We start from the raw sequence: 14,925 nt of genomic DNA, 5'->3' as shown, positions 1-14,925 counted from the left end.
CTAACGCTGTTTAATTATCTCCGTCAATGAGCGTCTCCACGAAACGGGAACTGGGCCGGCAGCGCATCCTGGATGCGGCGCGGGAGGTCTTTGCCGAAGCTGGGCTGAATGGTGCCAGCCTGCGCGCCATCGCCGCCCGCGCCGGCTATACCCCGGCCGCGCTCTACTTTCATTTCGACAGTCGGGAGGCGATCTACGCCGAATTGCTGCGGACCTCGCTCGGCGAACTCGGCACCGCGATCCGCGCCGCCGCCATCGGCCCGGCGGCGTTGCGGGATGGCGCGATGGCGCTGTTCGACTTCTACGCGGCGCGGCCGCAGGAGCTGGCACTGGGCCTCTACCTCGGCCCTGGTGGCCCGGCGCCGCGCGGCCTGGGGGAGGGGATTGATCCGGCGCTCAACGCCCTGCTGCTGGACGCATTGGCGCCGATCCGCGCCGCCGCGGCACTGGCCTCGGCCGAGCCGGATGCGCTGGTGGCGGAGATCTTCGCCCAGGCGGTCGGGCTGCTGGTGCTGTCGGAGACCCGACGATTACGCTTGTTTGGCCTGCCCGCACGTGGGCTGATGGAACGCCTGCTGGAGCGCATGCCATGACCACATTGAACCGCCGCACCTCCCTGCTTCTGCTCGTGGACCTCCAGGGCCGGCTGCACCCCGCCATCGCGGATGGCCCGGCCGTGCTGCGTGAGGCGCTGCGCCTCACCCAGTTGGCCCGGCTTTTCGATGTCCCCGTCTGGGCCACCGAACATTGCCCCGACCGCATCGGCCCCTTGCTGCCCGAATTGGCCGCCTTCAGTGAAAACACCTTCCACAAGACCAGCTTCGATGCCTGCCGCACCGCGGCCTTCCGTGAAGCCCTGCCGCGCGAGCGCAGCGACATCGTGATCTGCGGTTATGAGGCGCATGTCTGCGTGATGCAGACGGCGCTGGGCCTGCTCGGCCTCGGCCGGCGGGTCTGGGCGGTGCGCGATGCCATGGGCTCGCGCACCGCCACCAGCCGGGAAGCCGCCTTGGCGAGGCTCGCCCGTGCCGGGGCCGAAATCATCACCACCGAGATGGCCGGCTTCGAATGGGCCGAGGACGCGACGGATCCGCGCTGGCGTTCTCTTCTGGCGTTGGTGAAGGAGGCCGGCTAACACGCACCCCATCAACCCCGGAGGCCCCGTGACCAGCAGGCGCGACATCGCCAATTCCGCCGCAGATCCGCGGCCCCGCTATCGCCAGATCAGTGATGACCTGCTGGCGCAGATTCGTGGCGGCCAGCACGCCATCGGCACCATGCTGCCGACCGAGACGGAGCTGTGCGCCCTCTATTCCGCCTCACGCCATACCGTCCGGGAAGCGTTGCGCTTGGTGGAGGAGGCCGGGCTTGTCGCCCGCCGCCAGGGCAGCGGCACCACCGTCATCGCGCATGAGAATCGGGGCCGCTTCGTGCAGGACCTGACCAGCATGGGCGGGCTGCTGCAATATCCGGAGGAAACCCGCCTCACCGTCCTGCGCGCCCGCGAAGTGCCGGCGAGCGAGGTGCCCGGCGTGCCGGAGGGCGAAGCCTGGCTGCGCATCGAGGGCATCCGCCGCGTCCGCCTGACCACGGCGCCGATCTGTTTCGTCATCGTGCACATCCCGACCGAATACGCGGCCGTGATCGAGGAGATCGGCCAGCAGCCCGGCTCGCTCTATGCGTTGATCGAGCGGCGCTTCGGGGTGCAACTCTCCTCGGTCGAGGTGGACCTCTCGGCCGGTGGCGTGCCCCAGGCGCAGGCCGCCCTGCTGGAGGTGGATCCAGGCGCCGCCGCGCTGATGATCCGCCGGCGCTATTTCGACCAGAATGGGCGCGTCTTCGAGGTTTCGGAGGGCTGCCACCCGGCGCCGCGTTTCACCTACCGGGCCATGATCAAGCGCGAGGTGTGAGACAGCGCTTCCATTGCCCGGCGCCGCCCCTCTAGGCTCCCGGCAAGGCGCGCCATCAAGGCAGCGCCGTGGATGGGAGAATTCATGCGTCGCCTTCTGCTCGCCGCCTGCCTGGGCCTGATGGCCCTGGCGCCTGCCGCCCATGCCTGGCCGGACCGGCCCGTCACCATCATCGCGCCGTTCGGTCCGGGCACTTCGGTGGATATCGCCGCGCGCCTGCTGGCGCCGAAGCTCCAGGCGGCCTGGGGCCAACCTGTCGTTGTGACCAATGTCCCGGGCTCGGCGGGCATCATCGGGGTGGAGCGCGCGGTGCGGGCGACAGATGGGCACACCATCCTGCTTTCGGCCGATGCGGCCATCGTCGTGCGCGTCAGCATGGCGCCGCGCCCGCCCTATGACCCGCGGCGCGATCTGCTGCCTGTCAGCCTGCTGGGGCGCACCACCAATATCCTGGTCGTCTCGAACAGCTTCCCCGCCCGGAACCTGGCCGAGCTGGTGGCCATCGCTCGTGCGCGCCCGGGCAGCGTGACCTTTGGCCATGCCGGCAACGGCACCTCGCAGCATATCGGCGGCGAGATGCTGGCGCAGATGGCGGGCGTGGAGCTGACCGGCGTGGCCTATAACGACGCCGCCTCGCAAATCCAGGACGTGCTGACCGGCCGCGTCACCATGTCCTTCCAGAGCGGCGTGGTGGCGCTGCCGCGCCTGCGCGACAATGCCTGGCGCGCCCTGGCGGTCTCGGCGCCTGCGCGCATGGCGGCGCTGCCCGACCTGCCGACCGTGGCCGAGCAGGGCTATCCCGGCTTTGACGCGGTGGCCTGGCTGGGCGTGCTGGCGCCTGCCTCGATGCCGGCGGCGAATGTGGCCCGCATCCATCGCGATGTCGTGGCGGCGCTGGCCGAGCCGGAGCTGCGCGGGCGCCTCGCGGAGCTCGGCGTCGATGTCGTCGGCAGCACGCCCGAGGAATTCCGCGCGCTGATCGAGCGCGAAATTCCGCGCATGGCGGGCGTGCTTGGCCGGGCGGGAATCCGGCCGGATTAGGGATCGGTCGGCAAGGGCCCGGATCAGCCGCCCGGTGACGCGGCGGCGATCCGTTCGGCCAGCGCCACGATGCGCTGCGCGCGATCCACGATGGGGTAGTCCACGAAGCGCCCCTCCACCTGGATGGAAGCCAGGCCCTGGGCCTCGGCCTCCGCGAAGGCCGCGATGATGCGGCGGGCGCGGGCGACCTCGGCCTCCGGCGGGGAGAAGGCGGCATTGGCGATGGCGATTTGGTCCGGATGAATGCAGAGCTTCCCCTGGAAGCCCAGCGCCACGCCCCGTGCGCAGGAGGCGGTGAAGGCGTTCATCTCCCGCAGTTCGATCCAGACCGTATCAATCGGCGCCTCCAGCCCGGCGGCGCGGCTGTGCAGCACCATTTTCTCGCGCGCGCCCTCCAGCTCCGTTTCGGCCAGGCCCCAGCTGATGCCCAGATCCAGCGTGTAATCCCCCGCGCCGAAGCTCAGCCGCCTGACGCGCCCGCCCAGCCCGGCCGCGCAGGCGGTGAGGGCCCCAAGCCCGGCCATGCCGCGCGCCGTCTCGATGATGGGCATGATCTCGATACCGCGATGGGGCAGGCCGCGCTCGCGCTCCAGGCCGCTGATCAGCCAATCCACCGCGATGAGCTGCGCCGGGTCCTCGAGCTTGGGCAGCACCATGCCGTCCAGTCGCGGGCCGATCACGGCCTGGATGTCGCCCAGGCAGAATTCCGTGTCGAAGGCGTTCACACGCACGAAGCCGCGGCAACTGCGCGGGCGCTCCAGCGCCGCGTTCACCAGCGCGCGGGCGGCCACCTTGGCCGAGATCGCCACGGCATCCTCAAGGTCGAGGATGCAGGCATCGGCGCCGGCGGTCAGAACCTTTTCGGTGCGGCGCGCATGGTCGCCAGGGGCAAAGAGGAAGGTCCGGTTGGGGGCGGTCATGCGGCGTATCCTGCGGTGGGGCGTTGCTGATAGGCGGGGCTTGGGACGGCGTCCAGCCAGATTTGTCCGTATGTTTGACAGACTTCCTCCGGCGGGGCCATCCTGCCCCAAAGGCATGGCGCCACAGACGCGCCGAGAGGGAGATTTCGCCATGGACAGCCTGCCCGCGGAGCTTGCCACCAGCACGCCCATTTCCAGCCAGCTTGGCGCATTCGCGACAAGCCTGCGCGTGGACGAGATTCCCGCCGATGTGATGCAGCAGGCCAAGCGCCACATGCTGGACAGCCTGGGCATCGCCATCGCGGCTTCGGGCTTTGACTATGCGCGGCGCACCATCGGCGCGATCCATGGCCTGGCGGGGATGGGCAGCCATCCGGTGATCGGCATGCCGTATCGTCTGCCGTTGCGCGATGCGGTGATGATGAATGGCGCGCTGATCCACGGGCTGGACTACGACGACACGCATTCCGATGCCATCGTCCATGCCTCCTCGAGCACAGTTCCGACGGCGCTGCACATGGCGCGTGAGCATGGCGCGAGCGGCGCCGAGGCCCTGGCCGCCTATATCCTGGGCGTCGAGGCCGCCTCGCGCATTGGTGCCGCCGCGCAGGGCGGGTTTCACCAGGTGGGCTTCCACCCGACCGGCATGGTGGGCGCCTTTGGCTGCGCGCTGACGGCCGGGCGGCTTGCTGGCGCCACCGCGGCGCAGATCGCGGCCGCGCAGGGCATCCTGCTCTCCATGGCCGCGGGCTCGCTGGAATTCCTGGAGGATGGCTCCTGGACCAAGCGCCTCCATCCGGGCTGGGCGGGCTTCGCCGCCATCACGGCGACCGCACTTGCCCGCAATGGCTTCAAGGCGCCGCCGGCCGCCTATGAGGGGCGCTTCGGCCTGTTCCGCAGCCACCTGCAGGAGAAGGCGCCCACCGATCTCTCCCGCTGCGCCGAGCGCCTGGGCGAGTTGTGGGAGATGCGCAACAACGCGCTGAAGCCCTATCCCTGCTGCCACTTCAACCACGCCTTCGCCGATGCGGCGCTGGCCCTGCGCGCCGCGCACGGGCTGCGGCCGGAGGAGATCAAGCACATCACCGTGCGCATCCATCCGGGCCAGGTGAAGGTGGTGTGTGAGCCGGAGGCGGCGAAGAAGCTGCCGGCCAATTCCTATGATGCGCAGTTCAGCGTGCATTACGCCGTCGCCTCCTGCCTGCTGCGCGGGCGGCTTTCGCTCGATGAGCTGGAGGAGGAGATGATCCGCGATCCGCGTGCCCTCGCCCTCTGCGCCCGCACCAGCTACGAAACCGACGCGACGCTGAATTTCCCGCGCTATTATGGCGGTGAGCTGGTCATCGAGACGATGGATGGCCGCGTGCTGCGGCATCGCGAGGAGATGAATCGCGGCTCTGACGGCAATCCGCTCTCCAGCGCCGATGTCGAACGCAAATTCATGGAGAATGCCTGCCGTCAGGTCTCTGCGGCACAGGCCCAGCGCATCCTTGATCTTGTCATGGGGCTGGATGCGGCGGCGAATGTCATGGCGCTCACCGAAGCGCTGAACGGTTGAGGAATCGAACGTATGTCACGACGCGGCGAAATGGCCATGGTCGCCTTTCTTCAGGCGCAGAATTGCTCGAACTACCCAGGCTCCTGGCGGCATCCGGAGACGATGCAGGATTTCCTTTCGCCGAAATACTACCAGCGCATCGCCCGCAACCTGGAAGACGGCCGCTTCCACATGGCCTTCTTCGATGATCGCCTGGCGCTGCCGGACATCCTGGGGCATGACCACGCGCAGGCGGTGACCAACGGCATCCGCGTGGTGAAGCTGGATCTGATTTCCATCATCACGGCGATGGGTCTCGCCACCGAGAAGCTCGGCCTGGGCGCCACATATTCCACCACCTATTACGAGCCCTATCACGTGGCCCGCGTCTTCGCGACGCTGGACCACATGCTGGGCGGACGCGTCGCCTGGAATGTCGTCACTTCGCTGAATGACAGCGAGGCGCACAATATGGGCCGCGCCGAACACCCTGAGCATGATCTGCGCTACGACCGCGCTGACGAGTTCATGGAAATCGTGCTCAGCCACTGGGATGCCTGGGGCGATGACGCGATCATCAATGACCGCGCCTCGGGCATCTTCGCCGACCCCACCAAGGTGAAGCGGCTGAACCACCAGGGCCGCTGGTACCAGAGCCAGGGCACCTTCACCGTGCCGCGCACGCCGCAGGGCCGCCCGGTGCTGATCCAGGCCGGCCAGAGCGGGCGCGGCAAGGCTTTCGCGGCATCCTGGGGTGATCTGATCTTCGTGCTCTACCAGAACATCAAGGCGGGCCAGAAGGTCTATGCCGAGTTCAAGGCGCAGGTGGCAGCCTCGGGCCGGGATCCGGCCAAGGTGCGCGTCTGCCCCGCCGTCTATGCGATCATCGGCAATTCCAAGGATGAAGCGGCGGAGAAGCGCGCCCTCATCGAGGGCCTGGCAAAGCCGGTGGATGGGCTGGCGCTGCTCTCCGAGGTGCTGAACTACGACTTCGCCAGCAAGGGCATGGATGAGGCCTTCACCGATGCGGAACTCGCCGGCATCAAGGGCCTGCAGGCCATCCGTGACCGCGTCGTCAGCACTTCGGGCAAGCAGAATCCGACGCTGCGCGACTTCGTCGAGATCAGCGGCCGCGGCACCATCCGCGAATTCCCCTGCTTCACCGGTACCGCGCAAAGCGTGGCCGATGAAATGCAGGAATGGTTCGAGAGCGAAGCATGCGACGGCTTCGTCCTGGCTGCCACGCACATGCCCGGCGCCTATGAGGATTTCGTGCGCCTCGTCGTGCCCGAGTTGCAGCGGCGCGGCGTGTTCCGGCGTGAGTTTTCCGGCACCACCCTGCGCGAGAATCTCGGCCTGCCGCGGGCCGCGCCCTTCGATTGGCAAAGGAATCCGAGCACATGATCCATCGCCGCAGCCTGCTGGCCACACCCGCCCTGGCACTGGGCGGAACGGCCTACGCCCAGGGCTATCCGAGCCGCCCCGTGCGCATCATCGTGCCCTTCCCACCGGGCAATATGAGCGACCTGATCGCGCGCGTGCTGACCGAGGAGATGCAGTCCCGCCACAATGTCCAGGTCATCGTGGACAACCGCGCCGGCGCCACGGGGGCGATCGGCGTGCAGGCCGTCACCAGCGCCGCGCCGGATGGGCACACGCTGCTGCTCACCAGCAATTCGCCCGTGGCGGTGAACCCGGCCGTGACCCCGAACCTGCCCTTTGATGTGCTGCGCGACCTCGTGCCCATGTCCCTGATCGGCTGGACCGGGTTTCTGATCGTGGTCCCGCCCGACCTGCCGGCCAACAACCTGGCCGAGCTGGTTGCGCTCATGCGGGCCCATCCCGGGCGCTACATCGCCGCCAATCCCGGCATGGGCACGGCGGGGCATCTGACGACGGAGATGTTCTCACGGCTGACGCGCATCCCGCTGGAGCAGGTGCCCTATCGCGGCTCGGCGCAGGCGCTGCTCGATCTCTCCGTCGGGCGCGTGCATTTCATGGTGGACGCCATGACCAGCGCCACGCCGCAGGTCACGGGTGGCCGGGTCAAGGCGCTGGCGGTTCTGGCGCAAAACCGCTCCCCCATCCTGCCCGAGGTCCCCAGCATGCGGGAGGCGGGCGTGCCGGAGGTGGTGGATTTCCAGAGCCTGGCCTGGGCCGGGCTGATGGGGCCCGCCGGGACGCCGCCCGCCGTCACGCTCTACTGGAACCGCATCTTCAACGAGTTGCTGGCCGAGCCGAGCTTTATCCGCCGCCTGGCGCAGCAAAATGTGGAAGCCGCGCCGCCCGGCGGGCCTGAGCGGCTGGCCGATCTCCTGCGCACCGACCTGTCGCGCTGGCAGCGCCTGGTGCGTGAGGCGAATATCACCCTCTGAGGGGGGCTTTACGGGACCCTTCCGGCCTCGCTAAACGGCTGCACGGCTGGGGTGTAGCCAAGTGGTAAGGCAGCGGTTTTTGGTACCGCCATCCCTAGGTTCGAATCCTAGCACCCCAACCAGCCGATCTCCGCCCCAGTCCCGGCAAGAGCTGGCACGCACCAGGGCTTCCGGCCCGGAGTGCTGCAATACCCCGCTCGTCCTGGTGCGATGTGGCGTGGTTGTGTACCTGCCACGTACCACATGACGCCTCACGGGGACCTGGAAACAGCCTCCAGCGCCGCGCGCAGCCGCAGCGTCGCCACCCGGCCGAGTGGCAGCGGCCTCTCAAGCCCTTCGATCACGACCTCATTCTGGTCCCGCCCGCGCGAGGCCACATGGCGCACCCGCTCCAGGTTCAGGATCAGGGAACGGCCAATTCGCTTGAAGGGTGGCTGGGGCAGCGTGGCCTCGAATTGGCCGAGTGTGCGCAGGATCAGCAGGCTCGGCTGGCCGGCGAGGTGGATGCGGGTGAAATCGCCTTCGGCGCAAAACGCCGCGATATCGGCCGCCTCGGCGATGACGGTGCGGCCTGGTGTGCGCAGTGTCAGGGCCCGGCGCGATGGGCCGCCCGGAATCACGCGCGCCAGGCTCTCCGCCAGCCGCTCGGGCAGCACGGGCTTCAGCAGGTAATCGGTCGCCGCTACGGCGAAGGCATCCACGGCGTGCCGTGCATGGGCTGTCACGAAGACGATGCGCGGCTGCGGGTCCAGCTGCGCCAGCACGTCAAAACCATTGCCGCCGCCGAGCTCGATATCGAGGAAGACCAGATCCGGCCGCGTGGCGCGGATCGTTTCGACCGCGGTGCCGAGGCTATCGGCCGTGCCGACGATGGAGACATCGGCATGCGCGGCGAGCAGCCGCTGCATCGAGCGGATCGCCAAGGGCTCATCATCCACGATCACGACCCGGAGCAAGGCTCGCCCTCCAGCCGGAGCCGCGCGACCACCATTCCGCCCCGCTCCTCCAGATCAAAGCTGTGGCGCCCGGGATAATGCAGCAGCAGCCGGTTGCGAATATTGGGCAGCCCGATCCCGCTGCGGCCCTTATCCCCCGGCGCGATGCAGCCGGAATTGGCGACCACCGCCTGAAGCGCCCCGCCCTCCATGCCGATCGTGATCGCCACCTCCAGCACCGGATCGCGCGTGCCGTGCTTGATGGCATTCTCGACCAGGGGCTGCAGCAGCAAGCTGGGGATGAGGTGCTGCTTCGCCTCGGGGCTGACGTCCAGCCGCAGCGCCAGCCGCGCGCCGAACCGGGCCTGCTGCACGCGCAGATAGGCCGCGAGTGCCTCAGCCTCAGCCGCGACGGTGACCAGGGGCGTCTCGATGCCGACGAGCGACTGGCGGAGGAACACGGCGAGGTTCCGCAGCATCATCAGCGCGGCATCGGGATTGTCGGGAATTTCCTCGGCGATTCCGTTCAGGGCGTTGAACAGGAAATGCGGATCAATCTGCAGCCGCAGCCGCTCCAGCTCGGCGCGCAGGGCCTGGGCCTCCGCCTGGATGGCGCGCTGGCGTTGCGCCTGGCGCTCCATCTCCGCCCGGGTCCAGAAGCAGATGACGCTCCAGAGCACGAAGACCAGGAAGTAGTAGATCAGCGCGATCAGCGCTGCGCGGCGCCCAGAGCGCGGGTCGAATTCCAACGCGAAATGGGCCCGCACCATCTGGCCGGCGATGACCGCCACCAGCGCCGCCAGCAGGCTCAGCCCGACGATCCAGGGCAGCATGCGTGGCGTGATGCCCTCACTGGCGCGCAGCTGGCCGAAAGCCCGCCGCAGCGCGAGGGCCAGCAGCAGAATGACCGGTTCCAGCACCAGCGCGATGCCGAGTGCCACGCCGAAGCTGGCATAGACCGAGACATGCGCCATCACGTCCACGAGGACGAAGATGGCGAGCGCCGCCGGCTGCACGCGGCCCAGGCCCGGCAGGGCGCCCGGGTCCATCGCCATGGGGGTTTGCCGCGCCGAATCCATCATCACGCCCCCTTGTTCCGGTGCGGCCCGCGCCCGCCACGCCAGCCTTGGCAACTACCGGCGCCGCCCTTTGGCGGCAAGCGCCGCCTCACCGAGTTTCCGGCCCGCTTCGGCGATTGCCGCGCTGCCAGCCGATGGGGGCCGGCTATCAGGGCCCCCACGCCATACGGCACCCCAGGACCCGACCAGGAGAGACCATCTTGTCCGACACTTCCGCCCCCGTCACCGGTCGCATCATCGCCGTCACCACGGCGGGCGCCGACATCACCGGCTTCAACCCCGCGCGGGACAAGCTCGATTTCGGCGATGTCTCGGTGCACAGCTTCATCGTGGTGGATACGGCGGCCGGTGTGGGCTTCATGGATCCATGGTCGGGTGCGACGATCATCATCGAGGGCGTCTCGCTCGGCCAGCTCACGATCAACAGCTTCACGCCGATCCAGAACGACCATCTCCGGCAATGCCTGAGCGGCGCGCTGGCCTGGGAGCAGGGGATCACCAGGGCCGCGAACACCGTCTATGCCCGCTCGCATGAGCTGGGCCAGGTGGACCGTGTCGCCTTCAATCCCGCGACCGACGTGGTGGATTTCCGCTTCTATGGCTCGCGCGAGCAGATTTCCATGACGGACAGCGCCGAGGGGGTGGTCATCGCCAATGCGGGCACCGGCCAGGCGCTGATCCTGCTGGGCGTCACCAAGGCCGCGCTGAAGGTCGAGAATTTTCTCTTCTATCCGGCGGAGGTGCGTGAGGACCGCGTGCATCTGCAACTCGGCTTTGCCACGGTGCCGGATGCGCAGGTGAAGCCGCAAGGGCTGCCCATCGCCGGCACGACAGCCTGGCCGACCGGCCCTGGCGCAGGCGCGCCCCCGGCCGGTAGCGAGGGTGTGACCCACCAGATCGCATGGCTCTACGGTGTGAACACCACGCTCGATTTCGACCCCGCGGCGGACAAGCTGGATTTCGGCTGGTTCAAGGCGCATGAAATCTCCCTGAGCGAGGTGAATGGCGCGACCGTCATCACCATCGAGGGCAACCGGCAAAGCTACACGCTGGCTGGCATCGGCCTCAGCGAATTGGCGATGAGCAACATCGTGGCGCGCGATCCGGGCACGCGCGCGGAATGGCAGGTGGCGCTGGAGGCCGCGCCCATGCTTCCCTCGGTTTCGATCAGCGATGCCCAGGCCACCGAGGGTGACAGCGGCATCACCAACTTGGCCTTTACCGTGACGTTGTCCCGGGCCTCGGCCAGCCCAGTCAGCGTCAGTTATTCGACGCTCAACGGCAGCGCCCGGGCGGGCGAGGATTTTACGGCGACCATCGGCAGCGTGACCTTCGCCGCGGGCGAGGTGACGAAGACCATCCTCATCCCCGTGCTGGCCGATCGGGTGGTCGAGTTGAGCGAAGCCTTCAGTGTCCAACTCTCGGCGCCCATCGGGGCGCGCATCCTGGATGGCAGGGCGACGGGGATGATCGCCGACAATGATCACGATCCCTCACCCGCCACGCCGCCGAGCATCGCCATCGCCGACTACACCACGGCCGAGGGCGATGCCGGTCTTACGCATATGCGGATTGTCCTGACACTCTCCAAGGCCTCCACCGAGACGGTTACGGTCCGCTACGCCAGCGAGGATGTCACTGCGAAGGGCGGCGTGGATTATGAGGTGCTGAGCGGGACGGTGACCTTCGCGCCCGGCGAGACAAGCCAGACCATCCACGCCCATCTCCTGGGCGATACGGTGGTCGAGGGCAATGAGAGCTATCGCATCCGCCTCTCCGCCCCCACCAACGCCACCATTGCCGATGGCCTGGGCATCGTGACCGTCACCAATGATGACGCGGCCCCGCTGCCGGCCCTGTCCATCGCGGATGCCAGCATCGTTGAGGGCCATTCCGGCACGAAGATGCTGAATGTGACGGTGACGCTGTCAAAGGCCTCGGCCGCCGCCGTAACGGTCGGCTACGCCACCGCGGATGACACGGCGACCGCCGGATCGGACTACACCGCCAAGAGCGGCACGCTGACTTTCGCGGCGGGCGAGACCTCCAGGACGATCCAGGTCGCGGTGCAGGGCGATACGGCCGTGGAAGGCCATGAAGCCTTCGCGATCCGGCTGAGCAATCCGACCGGAGCGACCATCGCCGATGGCGCGGCCATCGCCACGATCACGAATGACGACGCGGCGCCGCCTGCATCCGGCGGCAACCTCGGATACCAGGTGTCCAGCGCCTGGGCATCGGGCTTTACCGCCGCCATGACGGTCGTGGCCGGCGGCAAGCCCATCACGGGCTGGGTGGCGGAGTTCGACGCGCCCTTCACGATCACGAATATCTGGAACGCGGAAATCGTCAGCCATGTCGGCCAGCACTATGTGATCCGCAACCTGAGCTACAACGCCCGGATCGCGGCAGGGGGCGAGGCGAGCTTTGGCTTCCAGGCATCGGGCGGGGCGGGCAACGCCGTCACGGGGCTGCTGCTCAACGCCATGCCGGCGAACAGCCTGCCGCTCCTCTCGGTGGCCGATGCCTCGATGCTGGAAGGTGCTGGCGGTACGGCCAACCTGGCCTTCGCCGTCACGCTCTCGGCCGCCGCCAGCGCCCCGGTCACGGTGAATTATGCCACGGCGAATGGCACGGCGACGGCGGGCTCGGACTACACCGCCAAGAGCGGAAGCCTGACCTTCGCCGCGGGCGAGACCTCGAAGATCGTGCAGATCGCCGTGGTCGGTGACAGGCTGGCCGAGGCGAGTGAGACGTTCAATCTTCAGATCTCCGGAGCCAAGGGTGCCGCCATCGGCGATGGCCTGGCGGTGGGCACCATCCTCAATGACGATGTCGCCGCGGCACTTTCGACCCTTTCGGTCAGCAATGCCTCGGTGCTCGAAGGTGGGAGCGGGACGACGAGCCTCAGCTTCACCGTCTCGCTCTCGGCGGCGGCGACGGCTCCGGTCTCGGTGGGCTATGCCACGGCGAATGGCACGGCCATGGCGGGCACGGACTACACGGCCAGGAGCGGGACGCTGAGCTTTGCGGCGGGTGAAACCACCAAGCTCGTCACCGTGGCCGTGGCCGGCGATACCGCCATCGAGGCCAATGAGACGATGCGGCTGACCCTCGCCAACGCCTCCGGCGCCACCATCGGCACCGGTACGGGCACCGGCACCATCCTCAATGACGACCGGCCCGGCATCAGCATCAAGGACGCCTCGATCCAGGAGGGGAACCCCTCCCAGGGGGCGGGCTGGCTCAGCACTTCCGGCAATCAGATCGTGGATGCGGCGGGGCGCAGCGTGCAGATCGCCGGCGTGAACTGGTTCGGCTTCGAGGGGGACAACATGTCGCCCAACGGGCTGTGGACGCGCGGCTACAAGGAGATGATGCAGCAGATGGCGGAGGAGGGGTTCAACACCATCCGCCTGCCCTTCTCCAGCGACATGCTGCACGCGACGGGTGAGGCGCGCGGCATTGATTTCAGCCAGAACGCCGATCTGCGCGGGCTGACGCCCCTGCAGGTGATGGACCGCATCGCGGCCCATGCCGAGGAGATCGGCCTGCGCATCATCCTGGACCATCATCGCAGCGATGCGGGGGCCGGAACCTCACCCAACGGCCTCTGGTATGATGCGACGCATAGCGAAGCGGCATGGGTGGCGGATTGGCAGATGCTGGCGGATCGCTATGCCGGCAACACAGCCATCATCGGCGCTGATCTGCACAATGAGCCGCATGCCGGGGCCTGGGGCGGCGGGGGTGCCAGGGATTGGGCAGCGGCGGCGGAACTGGCCGGCAATGCCATCGGCGCGGTCAATCCCAACTGGCTGATCTTCGTGGAGGGCGTCGGCGCCCACCAGGGGGAGAATTACTGGTGGGGCGGCAACCTGATGGGCGTGCGGGACCGCCCGATCGAACTCGATGTCACGAACAAGGTGGTCTATTCGCCGCATGACTATCCGAACTCGGTCTATCCGCAGCCCTGGTTTCAGGGGGCCGATTTCGCGTCGAAGCTGCCCGCGAAATTCGACCAGATGTGGGGCTACATCTTCAAAGAGGGCATCGCGCCGATCTACCTCGGCGAATTCGGCACGAAGCTCTCCGACCCCAAGGACGCGCCCTGGTTCGAGGCCATCACCTCCTACATCTCGGGGGATCTCGACAATGACGGAACGCATGACTTGGCCGCCGGCCAGCAGGGCATCAGCTGGACCTTCTGGTCCTGGAACCCGAACTCCGGCGATACTGGCGGCATCCTGAAGGATGACTGGCGCAGCGTGAATGAGGAGAAGATGGCCTATCTGCGGCCCATCACCTTCGAGCTGCCCAGCGGCGGCGGCGGCGTTGCCCAGGCGAGCTTCGAGGTGAGCCTCTCGGCGCCGGCGGTCGAAGCCGTGTCGGTGGCGTGGCGCACGGTGGCCGGGACGGCGGGTGCGGCTGACTTCACGGCGGCGCAGGGCAGCCTCACCTTCGCCGCCGGCGAGCAGACGAAGGTGATCCGCGTGGCCGTCACTGGCGATGCGGTGGATGAGGCGAATGAGGGCTTCACCATCCAGCTGAGCAACCCGGTGGGCGCCACCCTCACACGCGCCACGGCGCAGGCGACCATCCTGGATGATGATCCGGCAGCCGCGGCCGGCGCCTCGCTCACGCTGCGCGGCACGGCGCTGGATGACCGGCTGGCGGGGGGTGCTGGTGCCGACGCGATCTTCGGCCTGGGCGGCAGTGACGTGCTGACCGGCGGCGGCGGTGCCGACCGCTTCCACTTCACCCCGCGTGAGGCCGGGCGTGACACCATCACGGATTTCAACGCGGTGAATGGTGGTGCCGCTCAGGGCGACCTTCTGGTGGTGGATGCCCCGGCGCTTGGCCGCTTCGCCTATCTCGGCGATGCCGCCTTTACGGGCGGGGGGGACAACAGCGAGGCGCGGGTCGCGGGCAATACGGTGTTGATTGATGTGGATGGGGATGCGGCGGCGGATATCTCCGTCATGCTGAGCGGCCTCGCATCGGCGCGGCAACTCACGGGCAGCGATTTTCTCTTTGGCTGATGTCCGCCTGCTTCGCGCGCTCCTTGCGACAATAGCGGCAGCCTGGCGCCCTTGTCTGGTATCCTGCCGCTTCGAAGCCGAAGGTG

General features: G+C 68.0%; 11 protein-coding genes and 1 tRNA gene. 9 read left to right on the top strand and 3 right to left on the bottom strand.

Features of this window, described 5'->3' with window-relative positions; genetic code table 11:
- Positions 1-26 precede the first annotated feature (26 nt).
- The 4 genes from LHU95_RS19025 (at position 27) to LHU95_RS19010 (ending at position 2,951) form a co-directional block, all read left to right on the top strand.
- Positions 27-593 (top strand): TetR/AcrR family transcriptional regulator, encoded by a 567-nt coding sequence (locus tag LHU95_RS19025; RefSeq protein WP_248708526.1) that lies wholly within the window; start codon positions 27-29, stop codon positions 591-593.
- Positions 590-1,135: an isochorismatase family protein gene (locus tag LHU95_RS19020; RefSeq protein ID WP_248708525.1), complete on the top strand. Its 546-nt coding sequence runs from the start codon at positions 590-592 to the stop codon at positions 1,133-1,135. The genes LHU95_RS19025 and LHU95_RS19020 overlap by 4 nt, the downstream gene beginning before the upstream one ends.
- 28 nt (positions 1,136-1,163) lie before the next feature.
- The gene (locus tag LHU95_RS19015; RefSeq protein ID WP_248708524.1) at positions 1,164-1,910 is read left to right on the top strand and encodes a GntR family transcriptional regulator; all 747 of its coding nucleotides are present in this window, start codon (positions 1,164-1,166) and stop codon (positions 1,908-1,910) included.
- Positions 1,911-1,994: 84 nt separating this feature from the next.
- The gene (locus LHU95_RS19010; RefSeq protein ID WP_248708523.1) at positions 1,995-2,951 is read left to right on the top strand and encodes a tripartite tricarboxylate transporter substrate-binding protein; all 957 of its coding nucleotides are present in this window, start codon (positions 1,995-1,997) and stop codon (positions 2,949-2,951) included.
- A 23-nt stretch (positions 2,952-2,974) separates the two neighbouring features.
- Here the strand turns inward: LHU95_RS19010 and LHU95_RS19005 are convergent, their stop codons facing one another.
- Positions 2,975-3,871 carry a CoA ester lyase gene (locus tag LHU95_RS19005; RefSeq protein WP_248708522.1) on the bottom strand — a complete coding sequence of 299 codons (897 nt, stop codon included), beginning with the start codon at positions 3,869-3,871 and terminating at the stop codon, positions 2,975-2,977.
- 151 nt (positions 3,872-4,022) lie between these two features.
- Between LHU95_RS19005 and LHU95_RS19000 the strand changes: the two genes are divergently transcribed.
- From LHU95_RS19000 to LHU95_RS18985, 4 genes are all read left to right on the top strand, one after another.
- Positions 4,023-5,429 carry an MmgE/PrpD family protein gene (locus LHU95_RS19000; protein WP_248708521.1) on the top strand — a complete coding sequence of 469 codons (1,407 nt, stop codon included), beginning with the start codon at positions 4,023-4,025 and terminating at the stop codon, positions 5,427-5,429.
- Positions 5,430-5,441: 12 nt separating this feature from the next.
- Positions 5,442-6,812 (top strand): LLM class flavin-dependent oxidoreductase, encoded by a 1,371-nt coding sequence (locus LHU95_RS18995; RefSeq protein WP_248708520.1) that lies wholly within the window; start codon positions 5,442-5,444, stop codon positions 6,810-6,812.
- The gene (locus tag LHU95_RS18990) at positions 6,809-7,783 is read left to right on the top strand and encodes a tripartite tricarboxylate transporter substrate-binding protein (protein ID WP_248708519.1); all 975 of its coding nucleotides are present in this window, start codon (positions 6,809-6,811) and stop codon (positions 7,781-7,783) included. The genes LHU95_RS18995 and LHU95_RS18990 overlap by 4 nt, the downstream gene beginning before the upstream one ends.
- A 47-nt stretch (positions 7,784-7,830) precedes the next feature.
- Positions 7,831-7,905, top strand: a tRNA-Gln gene (locus LHU95_RS18985).
- 129 nt (positions 7,906-8,034) lie between these two features.
- Here LHU95_RS18985 and LHU95_RS18980 read toward each other — a convergent pair.
- Entirely contained in the window at positions 8,035-8,739 is a 705-nt protein-coding gene (locus tag LHU95_RS18980) for a LytTR family DNA-binding domain-containing protein (protein ID WP_248708518.1), read from the bottom strand.
- Positions 8,724-9,800, bottom strand: coding sequence for a histidine kinase (locus LHU95_RS18975; RefSeq protein ID WP_248711589.1), 1,077 nt, complete (start codon positions 9,798-9,800; stop codon positions 8,724-8,726). The genes LHU95_RS18980 and LHU95_RS18975 overlap by 16 nt, the downstream gene beginning before the upstream one ends.
- Before the next feature lie 197 nt (positions 9,801-9,997).
- On the opposite strand from LHU95_RS18975, the gene LHU95_RS18970 reads away from it, so the two are divergent.
- Positions 9,998-14,839 (top strand): Calx-beta domain-containing protein, encoded by a 4,842-nt coding sequence (locus LHU95_RS18970; RefSeq protein ID WP_248708517.1) that lies wholly within the window; start codon positions 9,998-10,000, stop codon positions 14,837-14,839.
- Positions 14,840-14,925: the final 86 nt, after the last annotated feature.

The sequence above is a fragment of the Sediminicoccus sp. KRV36 genome, from assembly GCF_023243115.1.
Taxonomy (GTDB): Bacteria; Pseudomonadota; Alphaproteobacteria; order Acetobacterales; family Acetobacteraceae; genus Roseococcus.
The sequence above is the reverse complement of the archived record's forward strand: the minus strand, read 5'-3'. Positions and strand labels throughout refer to the sequence as shown.